Annotated in this window: 23 protein-coding genes and 2 pseudogenes; 7 read left to right on the top strand and 18 right to left on the bottom strand. The window is 70.7% G+C overall.

Annotated elements, in window-relative coordinates; all coding sequences use genetic code 11:
* On the bottom strand, positions 1–236 hold a 236-nt coding region (locus tag MYF83_RS35715; protein WP_279340511.1), incomplete at its 3' end, for an S-adenosylmethionine synthetase N-terminal domain-containing protein.
* Between the two features lie 708 nt (positions 237–944).
* Here MYF83_RS35715 and MYF83_RS35710 point away from each other — a divergent pair.
* The 3 genes from MYF83_RS35710 to MYF83_RS35695 all read left to right on the top strand — a co-directional run bounded on the left by MYF83_RS35710 (position 945) and on the right by MYF83_RS35695 (position 6,304).
* Positions 945–3,947: an AfsR/SARP family transcriptional regulator gene (locus MYF83_RS35710; protein WP_248965192.1), complete on the top strand. Its 3,003-nt coding sequence runs from the start codon at positions 945–947 to the stop codon at positions 3,945–3,947.
* A gap of 429 nt (positions 3,948–4,376) precedes the next feature.
* Entirely contained in the window at positions 4,377–5,093 is a 717-nt protein-coding gene (locus MYF83_RS35705; RefSeq protein WP_248965191.1) for a 4'-phosphopantetheinyl transferase family protein, read from the top strand.
* A gap of 578 nt (positions 5,094–5,671) precedes the next feature.
* Complete coding sequence (locus tag MYF83_RS35695; protein ID WP_248965190.1) at positions 5,672–6,304, top strand: alpha-ketoglutarate-dependent dioxygenase AlkB; 633 nt, start codon at positions 5,672–5,674, stop codon at positions 6,302–6,304.
* A 31-nt stretch (positions 6,305–6,335) separates the two neighbouring features.
* Here MYF83_RS35695 and MYF83_RS35690 read toward each other — a convergent pair whose 3' ends face one another.
* The 5 genes from MYF83_RS35690 to MYF83_RS35670 form a co-directional block, all read right to left on the bottom strand.
* Positions 6,336–6,968, bottom strand: coding sequence for a LysE family transporter (locus tag MYF83_RS35690; RefSeq protein WP_248965189.1), 633 nt, complete (start codon positions 6,966–6,968; stop codon positions 6,336–6,338).
* Between the two features lie 25 nt (positions 6,969–6,993).
* On the bottom strand, positions 6,994–7,572 hold the full coding sequence (locus MYF83_RS35685) for a helix-turn-helix domain-containing protein (protein WP_248965187.1): 579 nt from the start codon (positions 7,570–7,572) through the stop codon (positions 6,994–6,996).
* Positions 7,569–8,360, bottom strand: a complete 792-nt coding sequence (locus MYF83_RS35680) for an alanyl-tRNA editing protein (protein WP_248965186.1) — start codon at positions 8,358–8,360, stop codon at positions 7,569–7,571. Before MYF83_RS35680 ends, MYF83_RS35685 begins: the two co-directional genes overlap by 4 nt.
* A gap of 34 nt (positions 8,361–8,394) precedes the next feature.
* Positions 8,395–8,967 (bottom strand): hypothetical protein, encoded by a 573-nt coding sequence (locus tag MYF83_RS35675; protein ID WP_248965184.1) that lies wholly within the window; start codon positions 8,965–8,967, stop codon positions 8,395–8,397.
* Positions 8,968–9,064: 97 nt separating this feature from the next.
* Positions 9,065–10,012, bottom strand: coding sequence for an alpha/beta fold hydrolase (locus tag MYF83_RS35670; RefSeq protein WP_248965183.1), 948 nt, complete (start codon positions 10,010–10,012; stop codon positions 9,065–9,067).
* Between the two features lie 327 nt (positions 10,013–10,339).
* Here MYF83_RS35670 and MYF83_RS35665 point away from each other — a divergent pair, with 327 nt between their 5' ends.
* The 3 genes from MYF83_RS35665 to MYF83_RS35655 all read left to right on the top strand — a co-directional run bounded on the left by MYF83_RS35665 (position 10,340) and on the right by MYF83_RS35655 (position 12,781).
* Positions 10,340–11,272: a PfkB family carbohydrate kinase gene (locus MYF83_RS35665; protein WP_248965182.1), complete on the top strand. Its 933-nt coding sequence runs from the start codon at positions 10,340–10,342 to the stop codon at positions 11,270–11,272.
* Between the two features lie 326 nt (positions 11,273–11,598).
* A complete protein-coding gene (locus MYF83_RS35660; RefSeq protein ID WP_248965181.1) occupies positions 11,599–12,147 on the top strand; it encodes a hypothetical protein in 549 nt (182 codons plus the stop codon).
* A 241-nt stretch (positions 12,148–12,388) separates the two neighbouring features.
* A complete protein-coding gene (locus MYF83_RS35655) occupies positions 12,389–12,781 on the top strand; it encodes a hypothetical protein (protein ID WP_248965179.1) in 393 nt (130 codons plus the stop codon).
* 139 nt (positions 12,782–12,920) lie between these two features.
* On the opposite strand, the gene MYF83_RS35650 is transcribed toward MYF83_RS35655, so the two are convergent.
* The 5 genes from MYF83_RS35650 to MYF83_RS35630 form a co-directional block, all read right to left on the bottom strand.
* Positions 12,921–13,712, bottom strand: a complete 792-nt coding sequence (locus tag MYF83_RS35650) for an ABC transporter permease (RefSeq protein ID WP_248965178.1) — start codon at positions 13,710–13,712, stop codon at positions 12,921–12,923.
* On the bottom strand, positions 13,709–14,695 hold the full coding sequence (locus tag MYF83_RS35645; protein ID WP_248965177.1) for an ATP-binding cassette domain-containing protein: 987 nt from the start codon (positions 14,693–14,695) through the stop codon (positions 13,709–13,711). Before MYF83_RS35645 ends, MYF83_RS35650 begins: the two co-directional genes overlap by 4 nt.
* 31 nt (positions 14,696–14,726) lie before the next feature.
* Positions 14,727–15,563, bottom strand: coding sequence for a DUF4097 family beta strand repeat-containing protein (locus tag MYF83_RS35640; protein ID WP_248965176.1), 837 nt, complete (start codon positions 15,561–15,563; stop codon positions 14,727–14,729).
* A gap of 82 nt (positions 15,564–15,645) precedes the next feature.
* Complete coding sequence (locus MYF83_RS35635) at positions 15,646–16,173, bottom strand: hypothetical protein (RefSeq protein WP_248965175.1); 528 nt, start codon at positions 16,171–16,173, stop codon at positions 15,646–15,648.
* A gap of 159 nt (positions 16,174–16,332) precedes the next feature.
* Positions 16,333–16,812, bottom strand: coding sequence for an ATP-binding protein (locus MYF83_RS35630; protein ID WP_279340510.1), 480 nt, complete (start codon positions 16,810–16,812; stop codon positions 16,333–16,335).
* A gap of 166 nt (positions 16,813–16,978) precedes the next feature.
* Between MYF83_RS35630 and MYF83_RS35625 the strand changes: the two genes are divergently transcribed.
* Positions 16,979–18,262: an NsdA family TPR-like regulatory protein gene (locus MYF83_RS35625; protein WP_248965173.1), complete on the top strand. Its 1,284-nt coding sequence runs from the start codon at positions 16,979–16,981 to the stop codon at positions 18,260–18,262.
* Positions 18,263–18,531: 269 nt separating this feature from the next.
* Here MYF83_RS35625 and MYF83_RS35620 read toward each other — a convergent pair whose 3' ends face one another.
* From MYF83_RS35620 to MYF83_RS35595, 7 genes and pseudogenes are all read right to left on the bottom strand, one after another.
* Positions 18,532–18,699 carry a hypothetical protein gene (locus tag MYF83_RS35620; RefSeq protein ID WP_248965172.1) on the bottom strand — a complete coding sequence of 56 codons (168 nt, stop codon included), beginning with the start codon at positions 18,697–18,699 and terminating at the stop codon, positions 18,532–18,534.
* 505 nt (positions 18,700–19,204) lie between these two features.
* A complete protein-coding gene (locus MYF83_RS35615; RefSeq protein WP_248965170.1) occupies positions 19,205–19,765 on the bottom strand; it encodes a hypothetical protein in 561 nt (186 codons plus the stop codon).
* Positions 19,766–19,767: 2 nt separating this feature from the next.
* Positions 19,768–20,382, bottom strand: a complete 615-nt coding sequence (locus MYF83_RS35610; protein WP_248965195.1) for a DEAD/DEAH box helicase — start codon at positions 20,380–20,382, stop codon at positions 19,768–19,770.
* Between the two features lie 9 nt (positions 20,383–20,391).
* Positions 20,392–20,538: pseudogene (locus MYF83_RS44030) on the bottom strand (hypothetical protein); the annotation flags it as partial.
* A gap of 85 nt (positions 20,539–20,623) precedes the next feature.
* Positions 20,624–21,187, bottom strand: a pseudogene (locus MYF83_RS43340) (SNF2-related protein); the annotation flags it as partial.
* A 406-nt stretch (positions 21,188–21,593) separates the two neighbouring features.
* The gene (locus MYF83_RS35600) at positions 21,594–23,225 is read right to left on the bottom strand and encodes an MFS transporter (protein WP_248965169.1); all 1,632 of its coding nucleotides are present in this window, start codon (positions 23,223–23,225) and stop codon (positions 21,594–21,596) included.
* Between the two features lie 885 nt (positions 23,226–24,110).
* A complete protein-coding gene (locus MYF83_RS35595; RefSeq protein ID WP_248965167.1) occupies positions 24,111–24,500 on the bottom strand; it encodes a DUF1801 domain-containing protein in 390 nt (129 codons plus the stop codon).
* Positions 24,501–24,513 lie beyond the last annotated feature (13 nt).

Raw genomic sequence — 24,513 nt, 5'->3', positions numbered from 1 at the left:
TCGTACCCGATCTCCAGGATCTTCTCCCGGATCAGACCCGGAATGTCGACATAGGTCTCCGTCGTCACCTCACCGGCGACATGGACCTGGCCGGTTGTGATCATGGTCTCGACCGCGACCCGGCTCTTGGGGTCGCCCTTGAGCATGGCGTCGAGAATCGCGTCGCTGATCTGGTCTGCGATCTTGTCCGGGTGGCCCTCGGTGACCGACTCGGAGGTGAACAGGCGGCGGGACATCTTCACTCCTCGGGAATCATGGGCACGAGATCTCGTTCTCGCGTCTTAGGCTTTGACTCGGAAGCGATTGTCGGCGGCCACGCTCAAGGATCGGTCGGGGATGACCAGCGATCGCACGCGGCGATGGCGAGCCGATAGGGGGAAGAGAATCCGCGCGGGAAAAGCAAGAGCCATCGTGCGAATGGCGTTCGCGCGATGGCCCTTGCCCGCGTGGGGACTTACCGCGAAGGAAACCAGCGACCAGAGACACCACCTCATCATGCGGTCAAAAACCCTGCCAAGCTCGATTGATTCGATGCTAGACCGGCGCCGAACCCCGCTGAAACCCCTGCACGACCCCTACCGTTCCAGGCCGATGAATAGCCCCGTTATCGAGCCGGTCATCGGCGTCCGCGGCCTTTCCCGGAGGCCGGCACATGCCCGCCCGACCGGCATCGCGATGGCCGCTTCACACGGCGACTTTTCGCCGCGTAAATATCACCTGGTTGCCGTAGCCGCCAAGTTGTACCATGCGGAGTTAAGTGATGCAGGTTGAGGAAGGGGCGATCGGTACCGCTCGGCTCCATCACAGGTCTCGGCAGACGATCGGCCGCCTTGGCCGCAAGCCGGTCTCTCATCGAGGCGGCTTGCCCGATACTGGTCTCGGCGAGACCGAGAGCGCGAAGACTTCCGGGTGGTCCTGCGGGTTTTCTGGCAAGGAGTTAGCAGGTGGAGTTCCGGATCCTGGGTCCACTTGAGGTGCTCGCGGGCACCGAACGGCTGGACATCGGGGGCACGCGGCAGCGCATCACCCTGGCCAACCTCCTGCTCGACGCAAACAGGGTGGTCACCGTCGACCGGCTCGCCGAGGCCATCTACGGCGTCGACCTGCCCCCCACCGCACGCGCCCAGGTCCAGATCTGCATCTCCTCGCTGCGCCGGTTGTTCTCCGCGCACGGCGGCGCCGACCTCATCGCCACCCAGTCCCGCGGATACACGATCCGGGTCGAGGAGGGCCGGCTCGACGCCCAGCGCTTCGAGGCGCTGACCCTCCAGGCGCGCCGCGCCCGGGACGCGGGCCACCTGGACCAGGCCGTGCAGAGCTACCGCGAGGCCCTGGCGCTCTGGCACGGCGAGGAGGCCCTGGAGGGCATCGACAGCAGGCCGGTGCAGTCGGCGGCGGGCAGGCTGACCGAAGACCGGATGACGACGAACGAGGACTGCATCCAGCTGGAGCTCGACCTCGGCCACCACCAGGAGCTCATCGGCGAGCTCACCCGGCTCGTCGAGCGCTATCCCCTCCGCGAGCGCCTGCGCGGCCAGCTCATGCTCGCCCTCTACCGCTCGGGCCGCAGACCCGAGGCGCTCCAGGTGTACCGGCTCGCCAGGGAGACGATGATCGAGGAGCTGGGCATCGAGCCCAACGAGCAGCTCCAGCGCCTGGAGCAGGCCATCCTCACCGCCGACGAGAGCCTCGACGCGCCGGGCAAGGCGACCAGGATCCCCGCCGAGCCTCCCCCGGCCCCCACGGTTCCCGCGCCGTTCCTGCTTCCCAGCGCGATCGCCGACTTCACCGGTCGCAGGAAGCAGATCGACGCCATTGAGCGGGAGCTGGCGCTCGCCGACGAGGATCCCACCCGGCTCGCCGTGCCGATCGTCATCGTCGCCGGGAAGGGCGGCATCGGCAAGACCACGGTCGCCGTGCACGCCGCCCACACGGTGGCCGCGCGGTTCCCCGACGGCCGGCTCTTCGCCGACCTGCACGGCGGCGCCTCACGGCAGGTCAGCCCGATGCACGTGCTGGAACGGTTCCTGCGCGCCCTCGGCGTGCCGGGGAACGCCATGCCGGAGGGCCTGGAGGAGCGCGCGGAGATGTACCGCGCCCTGCTCGCCGACCGGCGGACGCTCGTCGTCCTGGACGACGCCGCCGGCGAGAGCCAGGTCCAGCCGCTGCTGCCCGGCACCCGCATGTCCGCTGTGATCATCACGAGCCGCAGCCGGCTGGCCGGGCTGCCAGGCGCCATCCAGGTCGACATCGACGTCTTCGACACCGACCAGTCGATCGAGCTCCTGGAGCGCATCGCCGGCGCCGAGCGGGTGCGGTCGGAGATCGAGTCGGCCAAGGCGCTGGCCGAGCTGTGCGGCCACCTGCCGCTCGCGTTGCGCATCGCCGGAGCCCGGCTCGCCGCCCGGCCCCACTGGCGCATCGAGCAGCTCGTGAGCCGCCTGGAGGACGAGACACGCCGGCTGGACGAGCTCAACCACGGCGACATGGGCATCAGGGCCAGCATCTCCCTGACCTACGAGAGCGTCGGCGAGGAGGCCAGGCGGCTGTTCCGGCGGCTCGCGATCCTCGACAGCGGCCTGTTCTCCGTCTGGGTCGGCGCCGCCCTGCTGGACGTGCCGTTCTTCGAGGCCGAAGACCTGTTCGACGAGCTGGCCGACGCTCAGCTGATCGAGACGGCGGGCGGGTGCGGCGTGCACGGCCAGTACCGCTTCCACGACCTCATCCGCGTGTTCGCCCGCGAGTGCCTGGCCGCCGAGGAGACCCCCGCGGAGCGCAAGGCGGCGCTCGGACGCGTGCTCGGCGGGCTGCTCTTCCTGGCCGAGGCGGCGCACCGCCGCGCCTACGGCGGCGACTACGTCCAGATCCACAGCGGCGCGCCCCGGTGGGCGCTTCCCGGCAAGCTGGCCGGCGAGCTGGTGGCCGAGCCGTTCACCTGGTACGAGCGCGAGCGCCCGCTGCTGGTGTCCGGCATCCGCCAGGCGGCGCAGGCCGGTTTCCCCGACCTGTCGTGGGACCTGGCGATCAGCGCGGTCACCCTGTTCGAGTCGCGGGTCTACCTCGACGACTGGCGGGAGACCCATGAGATCGCCCTGGCCGCCACCCGCCAGGCCGGCGACGCCCGGGGCCAGGCGGCGATGCTGTACTCCCGGGGCTCCCTGCACATCACCGAGAAGCGCTTCCCCGAGGCCCGGCGGGACCTCGACGAGGCGATCGGCCTGTTCGCCGACGTCGGGGACGAGCAGGGCACCGCCCTGGTGCTGCGACACGTCGCCTTCCTGGAGCGGATGAGCGGCCGGTTCGAGGAGGCGGCCGCCCACTACGAGCGGGCGCTCGCGATGTTCGCGGCGAGCGGCGACCAGGTGGCCTCGGCGTACGTGCTGCACAACCTGGCACAGCTGCGGCTCGACACCGGCGACCCGGAGGGGGCGAGCAGCCTGCTCTCGGAGGCGCTGGCGCTCAGCCGCGAGGGCGGCAGCAGGCGGGTGGAGGCGCAGGTGCTCCACCGGATGGGCGACACCTACCTGGCATGGCGGGAACCGGACCTCGCCGCCGAGATCTTCCAGACGGCGCTCGACATGGTGCGCGACATCGGCGACCCCGCCGGCGAGGCGTACATCCTCAACGGGCTCGGCATCGCACGGCTGCGGCAGGGCGAGACCGTCCTGGCCGAGCAGGCACTGCGCGACTCGGTACGGCTGGCCGGGGCGACGGGCGACCGGCTCGCCGAGGCGCGCTCGCTGCTCGGGCTCGGAGAGGTGGCCGTCGCCCGCGAGGAAGCCGAGCAAGCCGTCCTCCATTGCGAGCAGGCGCTGGCGATCTTCCAGTCGATCCGGACGCCGACCTACGAGGCGCGCGCCCGCGCAATGCTGGACGAGGCACAGGCCATGCGGGCCGCGAAGGACGCGCAAGGCCACATGGGCGAACCGGGAGAACTGGTAGGCTGACCCGCCTGAACCCGGCAATGGCACGAGCAGGGGCCGGCACGGCATTCAGCCGCCCGCGCCTTTCCAGGGTCTTATGGGGCATGGAACACCGGAATACACGGCCTCGCATCTCGCAAAACGCTATTCTCGCGATTTCGCCCCGCCTTCTCCCGCGTGACCCCTTACTCCCCGTCCTCCTGCCCTAGGCGAGCGCGAAGCCGTCCCGAGAAAACATTCGCATGGTTTCCTCGCAGAACGGCCTCCTCGATACGCTGGGAACGTGATCGCTACGCGAGTGAGGCACGAAAGGTCCCCGGGGGCCGGCGTTTCCCATTTCGCCGTTTCCACCCGAGAACGGGGCGGCGGGAGCCCGCCTCCCCGGCCGCAGGCCGGCGGGCGCGCGTGGCACGGCCACCTGCTCGGCCCGCCCCTCCCGGACCGCGAGGGATCATGATCAAATCCATTCTGCCCGATTTCGTCGCGGCCGCCGACCTGCTGACCGACCCGCCCGAGCCGATGCTCTTCCCCGAGGAGGAGCAGGCCATCGCCGACGCCGACGAGAGGCGGCGCCAGGAGTTCAGCACGGCGCGCGTGTGCGCCCATGACGCGCTGCGCAAACTCGGCGTGCGTCCGAGACCGGTGCTTCCCGGGCTGCGCGGGGAGCCGCAGTGGCCCGCCGGCGTCGTCGGCAGCATCACCCACTGCGCGGGCTACCGGGGAGCCGTCGTCGCCGCCGTCTCCAAGGTGAGCTCCATCGGCATCGACGCCGAGCCCAACGAGCCGCTGGTGAACGGCGTCCTGGACGCCATCTCGCTGCCGGAGGAGCGCGAGAGCCTGGCCAAGCTCACCGCCCGCCACAACCGCGTGCACTGGGATCGCATGCTCTTCAGCGCCAAGGAGTCGGTGTACAAGGCGTGGTTCCCGATGACCAGGCGGTGGCTGGACTTCCAGGACATCCTGATCAACGTGGATCCGGCCAACGGGGAGTTCACCGCGTGGCTGCGCATCGGCGGGCCCCGCGTGCGCGGCCTGCGGATCACCGCCTTCACCGGCCGCTGGATCGTCGACGTCGGCCTGGTCCTGACCGCCGTCGTGGTGCCCGCCCCGGGACGCTCCGGACGCCCCGGCACGATGGGGCCCTCCGCACCGCACATCCGGCGCCCGTAGACCTCGGCCGGCACCACGCCGCGCGTCCAGCGCCCGTAGGCCACGGCACGAGGGACAGTACGCCGCGTCGCCGAGCAGGACGGCCCTGCCTCGCGACCAGCCGTCCATGTGCACCTGGGCGATCGCGTCGAAGTAGAAGTCGGGCGCGTCGTCCATGGCCCGGAGCAGTCGCGGGGTCTCCCAGCCCACTCCCTCGAACGCCTCGGCGAGGATCTTCTTCTGCCGCTCGACGTCGTGGCGGGATCATGGCAGAGGTGTGCGACAGATCCGGAGCGCAGCTGCGCGACTTCGCCGCCCCGGCCGGGCCCGTGCGCCGTAGAGGTCGTCGACCAGGCGATCGGCCGTCACCGCCTCGCCGGAGCGGACCAGCAGCAGTGCGAGCAGTGCGCGGGCCGCGGGCCCTCCGACGGCCACCTCGCTCCCGTCGTCCCGCCACACCCGCGTGGTCCCGAGCACCCCCATGAGCATGGTGCGATTGTCCCCGACCCATCCGCGTCCGTCGTCGCCGTGGAAGCGCGGGCCCGCTCGTATGATCTCGCTTCGAATACCTGTTTGAAAGCATGTCATAGACTCGGGTCATGAACGGCGCGTTCCAAGGTTCACTGCTCGATTTGTGCGAAGAGACCGGTCCCGGCCCGCTCGGCTCGACGGTGAAACGCATCCCGCTCGCCCACGGCGCCTGGGTCGACGTGCGCCCGGGCTGGATCCGCGGCGCCGACGCGCTGTTCGAGCGGCTGGCCGAGGTCGTGCCCTGGCACGCCGAGCGGCGGCATATGTACGACCGCGTCGTCGACGTCCCGCGGCTGCTGAAGTTCTACGAGGAGCAGGAGCCGCTGCCCGACCCGATGCTGGCGGCGGCCAAAGAGGCGCTGAACGCCCACTACGCCGAGGAGCTCGGCGAGCCGTTCCGCACGGCGGGGCTGTGCTTCTACCGCGACGGCCGCGACAGCGTCGCCTGGCACGGCGACCGCATCGGCCGCGGGAGCACCGAGGACACCATGGTGGCGATCATCTCGGTCGGCACGCCGCGCAGCCTGCTGCTGCGCCCGCACGGCGGCGGAGGGCCCACCCTGCGCCACGACCTCGGCCACGGCGACCTCATCGTGATGGGCGGGAGCTGCCAGCGCACCTGGGAGCACGCCATCCCCAAGACCAGCCGGCCCGTCGGCCCCCGCATCAGCATCCAGTTCCGCCCGCGCGGCGTCCGCTGACCTCGCCCTCTTGGCGCGGCGAGGTGGGGGGTCACCTCGGGATGAGCAGGCCGCCCATGCCGATGAACAGCCCGCCGGTGAGGATGTCCAGCCTCTTCCTGGCGTTCCGGTAGCCCTTGGTGATCACCGGGGTGGCGGCGAGGAACGCCACGACGGCGAACCACGCGAAGGCGATGGCGAGCATGGTGACCAGCGTCGCCGCCTTGGCCGCGACGCTGGTGCCGTGCGGCAGGAGGCTCGCGAAGAGCGCGCCGAAGAAGACGACGGCCTTGGGGTTGGCGAGGTTGGTCAGCAGGCCGACCCGCCACTCGCGCATCCCGCCGGCATGGTCGGCGGTAAGGCGCGGCTCCTGCTCACCGGCCTCCGCGGCGGCCGGGCGCCGGGCGGCGCGTATGGTGGCCACGCCCAGCACGATGAGGAACACCGCTCCCGCCGCGCGGGTGATGGTGTACAGCCACTCGAAGCGCTCGATCACGACGGTCAGCCCGAAGAGGGCGGCGAGCGCCCATACGGCGATCCCGGTGACGACGCCGGCGGCGACGCGCAGGCCGCTGCCCCGTGATCTGCCCGCCGAGTACCGCAGGGTGATCAGGAAGTCGGGCCCGGGGCTGATGACGGCGAGGGTCCAGATGCCGAGCAGGGGAAGCAGCGCGAGCCATGACATGGTGGACGGCCTTTCGGGGTGGAGGTCAGCTGACCACCGGCGAGGCGATGACGACGGTGATGTCCGCGGCCTCCTCGCCGGTGCGGTAAAGGTGCGGGCGGTCACCGGCGAAGGCGAGCAGGTCGCCCGGGCGCAGCTCGCGAAGGTCGTCGCTCGGGCCGGCGGTGAGCGTGCCGGAGGCGATGAGGAGGTGCTCGACGGTTCCCGGCGCGTGCGGCACCCCGTCGAAATGGCTGCGGGGCGGCATGCGGAGGCGCCACAACTCAAGGCTGTGACCGCTGCCGACCCGCCGCAGCAGCTCCCGGGTCGGCTCGTCCCGCCTGGCGGCGGTGGCCGGGATGTGGAGCGGGCCGGAGTCGGTGTCCCGCGCCAGCAGGTCGGTCAGCGGGATGTGCAGGGCGACGGCCACCGCGTCCAGCGTGTCGATCGTGGGGTTGCCGGTGCCCGCCTCGAGCCCGGACAGGGTCGCCTTGCTCAGGCCGGCTCTGCGGGCCAGCTCGGCCGCGGACATGCCGCGCTGCATGCGCCGCCGGCGGATCTGCGCGCCGACCGCCACGGCGGTGCCGCTCCGGGCAGGCTGCCCTTCCCGCCACTCACCGCTCACCGCCGGGGCCCGTGGGCCGCGCTGTAGGACACCCGGACACGGCCCTTCTTCACCTTCATGCCGGAGATCACCACGTCGGCGAGATCGCCCAGAGTGCGTACGTGGGTCCCCCCGCAGGGCGCGGCGTGCAGGTCGCCGAGGCGCACGATGCGGCGGCCGCCGGCGTCGTGGTCCACGCCCACGGCGGGGCCGGCGAGGATCGCCGAGGCGACGGCGGCGCCGAACTCGCCGGCGAGCTCCTCGCGGCCTGCGGGTGAATCGAGACGCGGGTCGGGCTCGGGTGCGACGAACTCGATGCGCGCCTGGCCGGGAAAGTGGTTGTTGCCGGCCAGCGCCCAGCCCTGGCCGCGGCCGATCGCCTCGATGAGGTGCCCGGCGGTATGGAGGGCCGCATGGATCAGGCGCGCCTCGACGTCGACGCGCGCCCGGACCGTCGTCCCTTCCGCCAGACCCGCGAGGCCGTCCCGGCGCGCGAGGCCGGGCGCGTCGTCATGGCCGGCAGAAGCGGCCCGGCCGTCCTGGTCCGCGAGAGTGGACCCGGTGCCGGGCCGGGCGGTCACCGTCACGAGGCCCGTCGCGGGGTCGCGGACGGGCACGACCTCCCACTCGTCGATCCAGCCGCGGTCGGCGGGCTGGCCACCGCCCTGCGGGTGGAAGGGATTGCGCCCGGCCGCGACCCACGCCGTGGCGTCCTCGCGACGTCCCGTGGCGAGGATCTGCGTCTCGACCTCTGTCAGGTAGGTGTCCTCCAGGTAGACATCGACCTGATCGACGACCTGTGATCGCATGAGCTGAACCATACGTTCACTATAACGAACGCCCTCAGCGTGCATCCCCCGGGGGCGGCAGACCGGTCCGCGGCGCGGGAGCGGAGGACGGATCAGCCGGAGTCGCGGGCGCCGACGGGGTTCCGGCATGGAAGGCGTGCCGGGCACTGGCCATGGCCTCCTTCAACGCGACCCGCTCCACGTCCTCGCGCAGCCCGCCGAGCCGCAGGACGTGATCGTCCTCCATGGCGACGTACTCGTGGTGCTCGCCGCTGGTGCGGTACCACCCCACGTCGTCACGCTCGCAGGAGACCGGAGCGTCGAGCGCTTCGGCGTCGTGCAGGGGTCTCACCTGGCACAGGGCATCGCTGAACGCCCCCCGGTCGACGCCGAACCACAGCTGCCGCCCCTCGGCCGAGATGTAGTAGGTCTGGAAGCCCTCGTCGTTGTAGACGCTCACCGACTCCTTGGCGAGCTCGTATCCCGGCAGGTCGACCACGTACACCAGATCGGGCGACACCCCCTGGGACCTGAGCGTGTCGAACTGGGCCGGGCCGAGCGTCACCGCCGCGCCGCAGCCCGAGAGCAGCGCGAACCCTGGAATGACGAGCAGGCCGACGCGTCGCATCACGCCTCGACTGTCTCGCAGGACGCGCTCCCCCACTCCGCCTTGGTAAACCCGTTGCTCCAGGTGGCGCTACCTTTACCATCGGGCCGGGGCCGCGTCAGGCCGAGGGGCGGGCGCCCAGCTTCGCGGTCAGCCATGGGCGGACGACCGGCAGGACGGGGGCGGCCTGCATGGCTCCGGTGTGGTCGAGCCCGGGAAGGACGCGCACGTCCCAGCCGAGGGCCTCCAGCTCCTCCCGGTGCCTGGTGACGGCGCCCGCCATGCTCACGTGGACCCCGCCCCACCGCTCGCCGTAGGCGATCTCGTCCGCCGAGCCGACGAAGCACAGGCGGGGACAGCCGACCCGCGTCTGGGCCGCCCGGTCGTCGAACTCCCGCAACGCCTGGTACAGCGTGACGAACTGCCGGGTCTGGGGCTCCGTCATGGACACCTCCACGGCCGACCAGTCGAGCTCCTGGCCCTCATCCGGCCCGCCCGCCGGCCACTCGGCCCCCTCCGTCGCGCTCGTCGGCGGGCCGCCCTCGCCGGCCTCGCCCGCCGACCGGCCGGCCTCCTCCGGCCCGGGTGAGGCGGCGGTGTTCCGGACCGACATCTGGTATGTCGCGGTGGTCACCGCCAGCATCTCCTCGTACGGCCCGCCCAGGGGCGGGAACCCTCCCATGACCAGGGCCGACAGGCGGTCGGTACGGACGGCCAACTGGAGCCCGCTCAGTGCGAGCCAGGAATATCCGTAATAGGCGAACCGCTCGGCTCCCGCGGCGTCCGCCACGGCGAGCAGGTCGGCCGCCACGTTGGCCGGGGTCAGCGTCTCCGGCTTGGGCGCGGCCAGCACATGGCCCTCGTAGTCGAACGCCACCACCTGGAACGCGTCGCGGAGCCCCTCGATGAGCGAACGGCCCAGCGCCGGATCGGCGCCCCATTTCCGCATCTCGTCGGCCTGCGGTCCTTCGATCGGCCGTGGATTCACCGGCAGCAGCACGGCAGGGCCGCGGCCGTGCACCTCCACGTCGATCATGGTTCCATCGTGCAGTTTCGCCTCGAGCACGCGACATCATCTCCAGCCTCGACACAACCGGCCACCGGACGGCGGCAACTCCTTATGCCGTAAAGTATCATCCAATGGGCATTGAATTACACCCTAAAGAGTTGACCGTGACAGTTCTCGCCCACCTCACCACTCTGAGCGCACCGCAGGTGGGGCGGCCGCGGTCTCGCCGTTTTCGCGACCGCGAAGGGGGGGCGGCGACCTGCTACGAGGTCCGGTCCGCGGTCCCCGCCAGTCGCGGTCGCCGCCGTCCCCACCCCGGCCGTCCCGACCTAATGTGGAGGCTTCGAGGAATCCGCGGGACGTTCGAGCGGCCGGAGGAGGAGCATGACACCTCGCGCCTTGTTCGCCGGGTTGTGCACGCTCGATCTGGTCCAGTCGGTGGAGCGGATGCCGTCGGCGAACGAGAAGGTCACGGCGCTCCGGCAGTCGGTCGCGGCGGGCGGGCCGGCGACCAACGCCGCCGTCGCGTTCTCGTTCCTGGGCGGCAGCGCGACGCTGCTCAGCGCGGTGGGCGCCCACCCGCTGGCGGCCGGCATCCGGGCCGACCTGGCCGAGTACGGCGTGCGGCTGGTCGACCTCACGCCCGAGGCCGCAGACCCTCCCACCATGTCGACGATCATGGTGACGCGCGGCAGCGGCGACCGGGCGGTCGTGTCGGTCAACGCGGCCGGCCGCCGCCTGCGGCCACCACCCGATCTCGCCGAACTGGTGGCGGCGCACCAGGTCGTCCACCTGGACGGCCACCACCCGGACCTGGCCCTGGCGGCGGCGCGGCTCGCCCGCGAGCAGGGCCGCCTCACCGTCCTCGACGGCGGCAGCTGGAAGCCCGGCACGGCCGAACTCCTGCCGTACGTCGACGTCGCCGTCACCTCGGCCGACTTCCACCCGCCGGGCACGCGGACACCGGAGGACACCCTCGCCCACCTGCGCGCGGCAGGCGTGCCGTGGGCCGCCGTGAGCCGTGGCGACGCGCCTGTGATGTGGCAGGGCCCCGGCGAGGCACGGTTCCGGCCCGTTCCCGCCGTCGACGTCGTGGACACCCTCGGGGCCGGGGACGTCCTGCACGGGGCGTTGACCTTCGCCCTCTCCCGCCTCCTGGCCGGCGGCCCCGCCGCGGTGTCCCCCGCCGGCCGGCTCACCGGCGACACCTTCGCCGCCGCCCTCGACTTCGCCATCCCGGTCGCCTCGGCGTCCTGCCGCTCCTTCGGCACTCGCTCCTGGATGCGACGACAACAGCGCGGCACGAGAAGGACATGATCGGGCTGCTGCCGGCAGGGTCGCGTCCGGGGCAGACCACGCTGTGGAACTTGCGGGGGACACAGCGCGGGCACCGGGTCGTGGGGTGTTCGACCGACGCGCATTGGCCGACATGACAGGCGACCCGCTGGAATGGAGAGTCGGCACCGTCACCCCGATCCGGCCCATGAGTTGATCTCATTCCGGTCACGCTTCAGCGCTTGTGGCCTGCGGTGTCAGACTTGCGCCAGTTCCCGGCGACCTGGAAACTCGCCGGGTGACGTCGGCGGCCGGACACTGAGCGTGAGGTTGACGATGGCGTCATCGTGCGGCTGAATGCCGGATTTGTGCGCACCCTTTTCCCGGCCCTCGTCGCCGCCGGCATCACGGTCGCCGGATGCTCGAGCGGGCCCGTCACCGCCACGGCGGCCGACCGGGCTTCGGCGGTGGCGACTCCGGCCAAGACGGTGACCACGAGTCCGGCACCACCCACCCCGAGTCCGGCACCGCTCACCCGGAAGCAGGCGGCCCTTCGCTACCTCGCCATCGTCAAGCCCTACGACGTCGGGCTCGAACGGCTGGAGAAGGCGATCAACGGCGGCCTGCCCGTGGCCTCGCTGCGGTCATCGGCGGCGAAGGTCGCCGCCGCGAACAGGGCGCAGATCCGCCACCTCCAGAACACCGCCTGGCCCGCGGCCGTGCGCGCGCCGATCAAGGAGCTGGGCGCCGAATCGCTCAAGGCGCAGCCGTACTGGCTCCGGGCCGCGCGGGCGCGGACGCCGGCCGCGCTGATCCAAGAGGTGCTCAAGGCCTCGCGGCATGACGGAGCGAAAGCGGCGGCCAAGATCCGCCGCCTGCTCCAGCTGGAGGAATACGACGAGAATGACTATTCCTAACTCACGCCGAGTGGGGGCCGTGCTCTGCGCCGCGCTGCTCACTGCCTGCGGCGCTCCCACCGAGACGGCGGATCCCCCGGGGGCCGCCGCCGCCTCGTCCGCGCCGGCCTCGCGGCCGAGCACGCCGAAGCCGAGCGTGAGCCCATCCCCTCGACCCTCGGTCAGGCCGACCCGGGTGCCCGTGCCGCCGGGCATGAAGGTCGTCACGGCCACGGACCGGCACAGCCGGATGGCGATACCCGTGACATGGTCGCGTATGGAGCTCAGCGACAGCGCCGTGGTCGAGGTCGGCACCGATCGGTACGCCGAGTACGTGATCGTGATGAGCGAGGACAAGCGTCAGTTCACCGAGGACATAGGTGAATACGCCGAGGACTGGGTGGAGGCGATCGCCGGTGAGGCCCGCAGGGTACGCAAGTCCAAGCCGCGCCGCGTGACGATCGGCGGCATGCCCGGGCTCCAGTACGACATGCAGGGCGACGTCGAGGGAGGGCGCGTGGGATGGGTGCTCACCTCGATCGACGGCGCCGCCCACTATCACAACATCGTGGTGACGACGACGGCCTCGCGCGTCCAGGCCAACAGCCGGCGACTGCGCGCCATCGTCGCCACCTTCCGCGAGACAGGGCGCTGAAGGACCGCCATGGCGGCGGGTTACCGGTCCCTCGAACACACCACGCCCCGCGCGACAGCCGCCGGAAAGCCGGTACTCGCCGTGCCCCCCGGGCACGGCGAGCGACGATTGGCTCGGCCGGGTCGTGCGGCCGTGCGGTCTACACCTTGGCGCCGCGGTTGAAGGCCGTGCGGGCCCACAGGTAGCCGGCCAGGCTGAGGCCGAGGCACCAGGCAAGGGCGGCGATGGCACTGTTGCCGATCGGAGTGCCCATCAGCAGGCCGCGCAGCGTCTCGATGATCGGGGTGAAGGGCTGGTACTCGGCGAACCAGCGCAGCCCGGTGGGCATGGACTCCGGCGGGACGATGGCGCTGCCGAGGAAGGGGAGGAACTGCAGCGGCATGGGCGTGTTGCTGGCGGTCTCGGGGGTCTTGGCGACCAGGCCGAGCGCGGCCGACAGCCAGGTGAGCGCCAGGGCGAGCAGGGCGAGGATGCCGGTGGCCGCGAGCCACTCGATGGGCGTGGCGCTGGGCCGGAAGCCCATGAGCAGCGCGATGCCGATGACCAGCGCGACGCTGATCATCGTCTGGATGACGCCGCCGACGACATGCCCGGTCAGGAACGACCCGCGGGAGATCCCCATCGTGCGGAACCGGTTGACGATGCCCTCGGTCTTGTCGACGCAGACGCCGACCGCGGTGGCCAGGGCTCCGGAGGTCGCGGCCATCAGGATGACGCCGGGGGCGATGTAGTCGATGTACCGGGTGCCGCCGGTGGACATGCCGCCGATGCCGGCACCGAGGGCGCCGCCGAAGACGTAATTGAAGAGGAGAAGAATCAAGACGGGCACCGCGACGACCGAGACCGTCATGGAGGGGTAGCGCAGCGCGTGCTTCAGGTTGCGCCGCAGCATCGTCGCCGAGTCGCTGACGGCGTAGGACAGGGTGGTCATCGGGCGTTCTCCTTCTGCAGGCCGGCCTGGTCGCCGGACCGGGGGTGACCGGTGAGGGTGAGGAAGACGTCGTCGAGATCGGGGATGTGCACCGTGAGCGACTCGGCCTCGACCGACGCGTCGTCCAGGACGTCGAGGACGGCTCGCAGGGCGGGGATGCCGCCGTCGCCCGGGATGTGCAAGGTGAGCGCTTCGGTGTCGCGCGTGACGGACCCGAAGAGGGCGGCCGCCGATTCGAGCCCGTTCAGGTCGGCGAACTGGAGGCGGATGTGGCCACCGGGGATGCGACGCTTCAGCTCTTCCGCGGTGCCTTCGGCGACCAGTTTCCCGTGGTCCAGGACGGCGATGCGGTCGGCGAGCTGGTCGGCCTCCTCCAGGTACTGCGTCGTCAGGAAGATCGTGACGCCGTCGGCGACCAGGCCGCGGATGATGTCCCACATGATGCGGCGGCTGCGCGGGTCCAGTCCGGTGGTCGGCTCGTCGAGGAAGATGACGCGCGGATCGCCGACCAGGGTCATCGCCAGGTCGAGCTTGCGCCGCATACCGCCCGAGAAGGTCGCGGCGGACTTCGCGGCCACCTCGGTCAGGTCGAAGCGGCGCAGCAGCTCGGCGGCGCGCCGCCGGCCTTCGCGGCGGTCCAGATGGTGGAGGTCCGCCATGAGGATCAGGTTCTCCTGGGCGGTGAGCAGGTTGTCCACCGCCGAGAACTGGCCGGTGACGCCGATGGCGGCGCGTACGGCGTCGGCGTCGCGGGTCACATGGTGGCCCGCGACGTGCGCCTCGCCGGCGTTCGCGGGGATGAGCGTGGACAGGATCTGCACGGTGGTGGTCTTGCCGGCGCCGTTCGGCCCGAGCAGCGCGAAGACCGTGCCTTCGGGGATGCTCAGGTCGATGCCGTCGAGCACGACCTTGTCGCCGTAGGACTTGCGCAACCCGGCGGCTGTGATCGCCGGCGAGAGGGCGGTCGCGGAGGAAGCGGTCATTGCGGTCTTGTCTCCTCTGAGTGGGGGGTGTTCAGGAGCGGCGGATGACGATGTCGCCGAGCCCGGTGCGGGCGCGCACCTCGACGGTCTCGTCGGAGGCTTCAGGGCCCTCGGCCGAGCCGAGGGAGTTGCGCACGCTGCCGAGGCGGGTGTTCACGTCGAGCCAGGCGGCGGTGGACTCACGAATGCCGACCTCCAGATCACCGGTGGCGGTCTGGAGCACGACCTGGCCGCGCGCCACCTCGCCGATCCGGATGCCGCCGTTGGCCGACTTGGCCTCGACTCCGGCGTGCGCGACGCCGACGGAGATCCGGCCGTTGGAGGCGTTGGCGCGCAGGTCGCCGGTGACCTCGCCGATCGTGGTCTCGCCGTTGAGGTTCTTGACCGTCGCCGCGCCCGCGATCGTGCCGACGTCGACCCGGCCCGCCGCGGTGATCTCGGCGTCCCCCGCCACGCGGTCCAGGCGGATGTCGCCGTGGCCGGACTTCAGACGCACGGTTCGCGCTTCGTCGACCTGGATGTCGCCGACGGAGGTCGTGAGCCTGCACTCACCGAGGGGTCCTTCACAGATGAAGTCCGCCAGAGGCGCGTTGCCCTGGACGTCCGAGCCGGCGGGCAGCTCGATGCTCACGTCGAGCGACCCGCTCCTGCCGAACAGGGAGCGATTCTTGGGGCCCTTGACCAGCAGCTTGCCACCTGAGTACGTGACTCGGGTCTGCTGCGCGGCGCGCACGTCGGCATCAAGGGCGCCGTCGGCCGGCAGCACCTCGACGACCGTGTCCGTGCGCCGGCTCGCGGTGATCCGGGCGGATCCGATGTCGAATTCGAGGGTGACGGAGATCGGTTCGGGCGTGTCGAAACTAGGCATGGCTGCGCCGTCCTCATGGCTGTGGTGTGCGTTCCCGCTGGTGGAGCGGGTGGAGGAAAGTGGTGCCGTAGGCCGGTTCGAGCTAGCGGACCCAGCCCGTGTAGCCCTGCTGGCCGTGGTGGCGCCGGTGACCGGGCGCGCGGCCCTGCTCGCCGGGTTCCAGGGCGAGGGCGACGGCCCGTACCAGCCAGGCATTGACCGAGAGGCCCTCTTCTCCCGCGACGTCCTCGACCCGGGTCTTGAGGTGAGCGGGAAGGCGGAAGTTGATGCGGGCCGTACCGCCCTCGTCGCCGTCGGACGGGACGGGCGGCACGGCCGCCCGTGCCCCGCTCGGCTGCCGCTCGTCCTCCCCGTACGACTCCTGGGCCGGCGATGGTGTCACCACGAACTCGGGATCGAGCCCGCGCAACCGCACGTCCACCGAGCCCGGTGCCAGCTGGCTGGTGACCTCGCTCATGGCGGCGGACAGCGCGTTCAGCAGCGTGAGCCGGGCGGCCGACTCCAGGGGTGCGGTGAGCCGCTCGGCCAGGGCCCGGGCTTCGTCTCCGCCCGCGCCTGCGGCGACCGCGAGCTCGTGCCGGAGGTTCTCGACGTACGGCGTGAGGTCCATGGCACCACCATGGCGCATATGTGGCGCCATTTCAACCCCTCGTGGCACCACAGGTGCGCCATAATGGCATCAGCCAGGAAGCCATTGGACAGTACGACACCTCCACAGCCGACCTGGCCGACCCGGCCGGCTCCACAGGGAGGCACCGGACGCCGGGACTCACCCGTCCTGTTCCTCCTGGTAGGCGCGGCGCCGCCTGATGGAGGAGCCGGCCGGCTCGCGGCCTTGCATGGCTTCGCGGGGATCGAGGGTGAACCAGACCACGCGGCCGCCGGCGTCCTTGAGGAAGCCCCAGCGCCGAGACAGGCTTCGGACCAGATGGATCCCGCGCCCGCACTCGGCCAGGTCGTCATCGTGCCTCCGGCACGCGCAGACGCACGGCACCGTCGCCGCCCCCTGATCGGCGACCTTGACCTGAACGGTTCCGTCCCATTCCACGAGGACGACGACGCGGACCTCGGACGAGCCCGCGTGGGTCACCGCGTTGGTGAAGACCTCGGAGAGCAGCAAGGTGGCATCGTCGCGGCGGGGATGGGCGTCGAGGACCTTTCGCAACCACCGCCGGGCCTCGCCGACGGAGCTCTCTGTACCTGGAAAAACGCCGCTTTCCTGGCGTCCGTCATAAGAATAGATTCTCATTCGGCCGGGCGTCCTTCTGTGGGGGAATCCTGTCGCCACAAGAGAACCGTTCGGCGGTCGTTCCGGGCGCGTGCGCACCGGGACATTCGGCCTGACATTCCCCAGGGAACGGACTTCCGTTTTTCCGGTCGCCGACTACTCTCGGTCGAAGGTCGGTGTACCGGAGGTGACCGTGGTCCGGCAGTGGACGGAGTTCGAGCGGGCATGCGTCGAGCGTGGCTGGGAACGGCCCTCGGTGTTTCTCACCGTGTTCGCGCAGGCGGCGCACATGCTCGGCGAGCCGGTCACTCTGACCGCCCGCCAGTTCCGCCGCTGGTGCCTCCCCGACCCTCCCCGCCCACGCCCCCGGGCATGGCGCGTCCTGCACGCCATGTTCGGCATCAATCCGATTGAATTGGGTTTCCCATCCGCCGCGTACGGCGAAATAAGCCCATGTACGTTTCTAATAGCCGACATGACAGAAGAAACGGATGTGAACCGGCGAGCATTCGTGACAACCACTGTAGGAGCAGCCGCCGGCGCGGCCCTCGGCTCCCTCACGCCCCCGCAGACCGTCGGCATACCCCACCTCCAGGAGTTGCGCGCAGGGCTGCGTTCCCTTCAGGCATTGGGTGACGCGCACGGCGGCAGCGATGTGCGTCCGCTCGCCGTCCGGCATCTCAACCGCATCCGCCGGATCATCGAGACCAGCCGTTATCCCGACTCGATCGGACGCCGGCTCCGTCTCCTGGCCGGGCAGACCGCGAACGGTTGCGCGTACCTTCACTTCGACGCCTGCGATCAGGAGAGAGCCCGGCACTACTGGGGAGAAGCGCTCACCATCGGCACCACACTGGACGATGGCGAGTTGAAATCACAGGCGCTGGCGATGCTGGGATTGCAGGCCAATTACGAGAACCGCCCACGGCACGCCCGTGACCTGCTCGGCGCGGCGCGGCAGCACGCCGAGGCCATCGGATCGCCTGTTCTGCTTTCCATCATCGCCAGCCGGGAGGCACGTGCGCTGTCCCTTCTGGGCGACCATTCCACAGCGCGGGGCGAACACGCTCGGGCGATGCGCCTGCTGGAGCGCCCTGAACGAGGCCGCCCCACTCCCGCATGGGCGACGTTCCACGATCACGGCGAGCTTGAGCAGGCCCAGGGAATGCTCTACAGCGAGGCTGGTCGGCACAGAGCGGCCGTCCCCTACTTCCGGTCGTCTTTGACCCACACCGGTGCCTCTTACGGTCGCAACTACGCGGCCAGACAGGTCCTTCTCGCGCACAGCCTGGTCCTTGCGGGCGAGGTCGACGAAGGCGCCGCCACGGCCGTGGCCGGACTCGGCCACCTCCAGGAGGTCGCATCCGGCAGAGTGCGCAATCGCATGGTCGAGGTCCGCAACGCGCTCGCCTCCATGGACACGGCCAGCGCCCGCGAGGCCGTCGATGCTCTGACACACCACTTGAACTGAGCATGCGCCGCCCGGTCCGGAAGAGCGCGGGCATGTCCTCGTCCAGCTCACCGCATGCGTCCCAGCCGCCGGGCTTGTTCAGGTTCGTTGCGCCGACATCGCCGTACCGCTTCCCGCCGTCGCGGCGCCGGATGTGCGAGCACCACTCTGAGCGGAAAGGGGAGGCCGGGGTAAGGCCCACGGATCGGTACGCTTCGGCGGCCGACTCGGGGATCGCCGGGGTCAGCCGGTGGACGAGCTGTATGTCCCGCCGACCTGGCGAATCTCCTTCAGCGGAAGGCCGGCAGCGCGAATAAGTTCGCCGTGGAATGGGCGTTCTCCGGCTGCCTCTCCGGATCGGTGAGGGGCACCCGCTTGACGAAGACCGAGGTTCCGGCGACCTCCAGCAATGCCGACTTTCCGCCGATGCCGGAACCGATCGACACGGCCGTGTCCACGAGTTCGCGCAGTGCGCAATCGCTGCACCAAGCTCCCCCCAGGGGTCCCTGGGACCTGAGTGGGCGGCGTCCCCTGGCGGACCGGGTACGCCTGCGACGATCGAATACGTACGCGCGCCGTAGTGGTTATCCCAGAAGGGTGTAGCTCGTTCTCGGGGACCTTTTGAGCTGGGCGGTTGGGCTTTGGGGGTGCGGGTCCCGGGGTCGCGGCACGCTGCCGGAACTCGATCGGATGCGGTGCGGGCATGACACGCTTCCTTCCCCGTTGACACACGGCCAGCTCAGGTCACGTGTACATGGAGACCATTTCTGCCACCTGCAACATGCCGGTCTACGGCGAGATCATGTCCCTTTCTCGAAGGACTTCCGATCGACGCCACGGCGCGGGCGGAGCGGGCGAGCGGGGCCGTCACGGCCGGAGGATGCGGGGGCATCCGCGGGCTCAGCGGGTGGTGAGGGTGCGTGCCCTCCGGGTGGGCACGCACCGCTTCTCAGGCCGGCCGGGTCACTCGGCCACCGTGAAGTAGACGACCGGATCAAGGGAGTTGAGTGCGATCCAGCGCTGCGCCGTCGCTTCGGCGGGCGCTTGGCCGCCGCCCGCCGAAGCGAGGAAGAAGTCCTGCACGTCGAGAGCGATGCGGGGATCGTCGTCGATGCGCCGCGCCATGTCGTAGTAGACGGCCAGCTCATGGACGCACCGCGGGGTGGCGGCCGGGCAGGAGCAGTCGACGCTGTCGAGGACCGGCGCGGGCGGATGGCCCGCGTCAGCGATCGCGCGGTACAAATCGTCGGTGAGCAGGGGCTGGATGCCGCTCAGCTGACGGGAGATCTCGGCCGTCGCCCCCGCGGACATCGGCGCGACCTCGATCGTGACCACCGAGGTGCCGCGACCTCGGTGCACGACGGCGCGCACGGTCCGGCCGTCGAACGTGATCTGCACCTTCCCGTCGCGTGCCATGCGCCGCGCGCTCGGCAGCTGGGGATCGGGACGGGTCTGGCGCAACAACTCGGCGAACCGGACCCAGTCCTTGCCCCACTTCGTGTAACCGTAGTCGTGGTCGGCCATGGTCAGTTGACTCGCTTCCGGCGCAGGATCTCGATGAGAGGGTCGTCGTCCAGGCGGGTCAGCTCGGCGACGCTGGAAATGTCGGCGGTGTCCGACAGCGCGGACTTGCGGTTGTGCATGGCCGCGATGTGCTCCTCGACGGTGGTCCCGGTGGTCAGGGTGGTGACGGTGACCGTGCGGGTCTGACCGATCCGGTGGACCCGGTCGGATGCCTGGGCCTCCACGGCCGGGTTCCACCATCGGTCGAAGTGGATGACATCGGCGGCGCGCGTGAGCGTGAGCCCGGTGCCCCCGGCCTTCAGGCTGAGGACGAGCACCTTCGGACCGTCGTCGGACTGGAACCGGCGGACGATGTCGGCCCGTTGCTCCTGGTTCAGGCCGCCGTGGAAGAAAGGCGTACTCACCCCGAACTGTTCGGCGAAGTGCCGGACCAGCAGCTCACCGGTCTGCCGGTACTGGGTGAAGACGAGGGTCGGAGAGTCGTGCTCCAGGTTGTTGGCTACGATATCGGTGCACAGGTCGAGCTTTCCCGACCTGCCCGACAGCTCACCGAGGTCGTCCGTGATCAGGCCCGGATGGTTGCAGACCTGCTTGAGCGAGGTCAGGACCGCGAGCACCTTGGTCTGCCGTTGGGCGCCACTGCCGAAGCCGTCGTCGATGACCTGCTCCAGCAGCCGGTCGTACAGCCTCTCCTGCTCCTCGGTGAGGTCGCAGATGAGATCGGCGTGGATCTTCGGCGGGAGCGACCCCGCGACTTGGGACTTCTTCCGCATCAGCACGACCGGCTCGATGGCCCCGCGCAGCCGGGCGGAAGCGGCCGGGGAGCCGGGCGGAAGCGGCCGGGGAGCCGTCCGCGATCGGCCGCACGAAACGATGGCGGAACTGCGCCCGGTTCCCGAACAGGTGCGGTGCGACCAGATTGAGCAGGGCCCACAGCTCGTCGAGGTGATTCTCGACGGGCGTCCCGGTCAGGGCGATCCGCGCGTCGGCCGCGATGGTGCGCGCGGCCTTCGACACCTGCGTACGGGGGTTCTTCAGGACCTGCGCCTCGTCGAAGACCGCGGTGCTCCACTGGATCCCCGCCAGGGCCGGGCTGTGCGTGCGCAGCGTGGGGTAGCCGGTGAGCGCCACCGTGCCGCTGTCCACCGCGGGCAGCGGCCCGCCGCGCCAGATCGTGGCCCGCAGGTCAGGTGCGAACCGCGCGATCTCGTGTGCCCAGTTCCCCACCAACGACGTGGGACAGAGCACCAGTTGCGGCCCCTTTTCGGCCCGTCCGGCGACACAGCCGATGGTCTGCAGCGTCTTGCCGAGTCCCATCTCGTCGGCCAGCACCGCGCCGCTGTGCGTCTCGATGGTCTCGCGCAGCCAGCTCACCCCGCGTACCTGATACGGGCGCAGCTTGGCGTTGAGCGCCGTGCGCATCTCGGCCCCCACCGCGGTGGTGCGGCGGAAGACGCCGCTCGCGTGCTCCGGCGTCGTGACGGCGACACCTGTGGCGTCGGGGACCGCGTGCGCGGCGATAGGCAGAGCCGACTCGCCGCCCGCGATCCACGACCGCCAGACGTCCACCGACCGGCCGGGCGAGTCGAGGGGCACGGCCACGAGCCGGTCCGGCTCGATCAGCACGCAGTCGACGTCGGACACCTTGAGCCTGCCGAGGTCCGGCGTCGGGACGACCAGGGGGACGGTCTGGACGTCACCGACCGGCGGGGCCGGCCCCACGGCGCCGTCGGCCCAGGTCCACAGGGCGAACATGTGCCGGTCGGGCAGGTACGTGGCCTGACTGTCCGACCGCGCCTCGGGGAGTTTCTGCCTGGTTCCCATGGCGTCAGCGGGTGCCCACGTCGTCGCCTTCGCGGGCGGTCAGGTCCTCGGCCCCAGCCCGGGGGGCCGTCTCGTCCGCGGTCGGGCTGCCGTCCCGCGCGGGCTCCGGCTCGCCCCCGGCAGCCGCGGGCTTGCGGATCGCGCGCAGGGCGAGCAGCAGCACGGCCGCGCCGAAGAGCGCGATGAACATGATCCAGACCGCGCCGACATGCATGGCGTGGACGAACGCGTCGTCGGCGGCGTGCCCGAGCGCGGGCAGGTGGGACGTGGTGGCGACGTGCCGCGCCTGTTCGGCGGAGACCCGCGCCTGCTCCCGTACCGGTCCGGGGACACCGTCCAGCGACGGCTGGATCGCGCGTCGGTACACGATCGACATGATCGTGCCGCCGACGGCGATACCGATCACACTGCCGGTCTGGCGCACGGTGTTGGTGACGGCCGACCCGGCACCGGCCCGCTCCAGCGGCAGCGTGCTGATCAGCGCCGCGGTCACCGGGCCGAGCACCATGCCGATGGACAGGCCCTGGACCAGCAGCACGACCTCGATCCAGGCGAGGGGCGTGCCCAGTCCGAAGAGCCCGTACGCGCCCATGGTCAGCGCCGCGACGATCAGCGCCGGCACGGCGACGAGCCGCAGCGACCAGCGGTGCACCAGGCGGGCGCCGACGGGCGCGCCGAAGATCGCGCCGAGCGCGGTCGGGAGGCTGGCCAGGCCCGCCTCGATCGGCGAGTAGCCGCGCGCGCCCTGCAGGTAGAACGCGTTGTAGAAGGTGACTGCGGATATGGCGAACAGGAGCAGGCCGAGCGCCGCGTTGCCGCCGCCGAACGCGCGCTGGGCGAGCAGCCGGGGATCAAAGCTCGGCATCTTGCTGCGCAGTTCGACGCGGACGAACACGGTCAGCAGGATCAGTCCGACGACGATCGGCGCCCAGACGTCCGTACGGCCCCAGGCCGCCGCCTGACCCGCGCGGATCAGTCCGTAGGCGAGCGCCGCGAGGCCGGTGATGGACAGCAGCATCCCGGCCGGGTCCAGCGGTCGCACGACGGGGCTGCGGAAGTTCGGGACCAGCAGGGCGATGCCGATCAGCGCGAGGACCACGACCGGGACGTTGACCAGGAAGACCGAGCCCCACCAGAAGTGGTCGAGCAGCACACCGGCGAGCACCGGGCCCACGGCCATGCCGACACCGGCGGAGGTCGAGGAGATGGCGATCGCGGTCGACCGCGCCGGGCCGGTGAACGTCCATATGAGGATGGCCAGGTTGGCCGGCATGATCAGCGCGCTGCCGACGCCCATCGCCGCCCGCGCGGCGATGAGCTGCCCCGCGTCCCCCGCGTACGCTGCCCACACCGAGGACGCGGCGAAGACCACCAGGCCCGTCGCGAGCACGGCCCGGTGGCCGAAGCGGTCGCCCAGCGCACCCGCGGTGAACATCAAGGTGGCGAAGGCCAGCGTGTACGAGCCGGTGGCCCACTGCAGCTCGGCCGGGCTGGCGTTCAGCCCACGGACCGGGTCCGCGAGGGTCTCCAGGGTGGTACTCAGGACGGTGTTGTCCAGCCAGATCAGCAGTGAACACACCATGAGAACGGCAAGAATCAACTGCTGCCTGGACTTCGGCAACGTGGATGTAGTCATGAATACCTTCGGATGCGGTCTGGAAAAGCTGACGAGCGGACCGTAGGCAACCATCGGGCGTGTGTCAATTCCCGGGCGGCCGGTAACGGTCGGCGATTTTCCGGCGCCCCCGAGGGCATGCCGCCAAGTGTTCTGTCAATTCTTGAAGATGTGAGCGGGCCGGCGGTTTAGTGCGCTCCCGTGGGCATGCCGCCAAGCGCTCTGTCAATTTCTGATCCTGTTGTTTGACTTCGCGTGAATTCCGTGCCCCACCCCGTATTCTGCCTCTGCTCCGCACCCTGTCCCGCCCCGTGCGCTGCACCGGAAGTAGGAAGGGGGTGGGCGCCAGCGCCGGTGCGGCCGCTCCCGGGGCCCGTCCTGGGGCCGCCGGGAGCGGCCGAGTACCCAGACGGCCACCCCGTGCGGGCGGTCCTTTCGGCCTGCCGGTTCAGCAGGCCGAACGTTCTTCTCCGCGTATTTTTGGAATAGGAGGATTGGAATTCACCCGGGTCCGTGGAACGGAAGTCGCCGGGGTATGCATGGAGAGGCAGGGGACAGAGCTGACCGCATTCTCGCTAGGGTGTTGCTCGTCCGCAGGGAGAGGAGAGGCGCGCCCTGGATCAGGTTTGCTCTGGCGGTTCTTCTATTCGCGCCCACCAATTGATGTTCTGACCGGTGGTCCCGAAGGCTTCGTTCAGTCGGTTGCTGAGATCGCGAAAGGTGCCGCGCTCGGGTTGCTGTTCAGGCGTCCAGGTGGCGTCGCATTCCTCGCAGAGGAGGAAGCTGATCTTGCCGCCCCGTACTCGGTAGGGCTTGACCCATCCCTGACCGGACTGTCGCCTGCGCAACGGTGCGTCGCAGGCTCGGCGAGGGCCGCCTTGAGAAGACAGCGCCGAAGGCGCCATTTCAGGGACACGGCTTGACGGGAGGTGTCGCCCCGCGCTCGGCCGCTGATTCGAGGATTGTCCTGAGTTCGGGGCGTGCGACGTCCTCTCGGGACTCCAGCCGTATGTGGCGGTGGACCTTGCCGGTGCCGCGCATCAGTCCATCCGGGTCGGCCAGGGAGGCGCCGCCGGCGATTCCCAGCCTGACGGCCGACCGTAGCGGGGTCACCACGAAGAGGAGGCCCTTGTAGCCGCCCTCGTACCCGGGCCCCCCGTACCCCACGTCCCCGCCGCCGACCGTCCGCACGGCGCCGGGGAGCACGCTCAGCACCAGCTCGCAGGCACGGCGGGCGACCTCTCGCCCTTCAGGCTCGAATGCCGTCAGAAGTGCGTCCAGCTCGGCATCCGGCATGGCCCGCCTCGCG

Source organism: Sphaerisporangium perillae (genome assembly GCF_023276435.1).
Lineage (GTDB): Bacteria > Actinomycetota > Actinomycetes > Streptosporangiales > Streptosporangiaceae > Sphaerisporangium > Sphaerisporangium perillae.
Note: the sequence above shows the minus strand (reverse complement) of the source record. Positions and strands in the feature narration are given on the sequence as shown.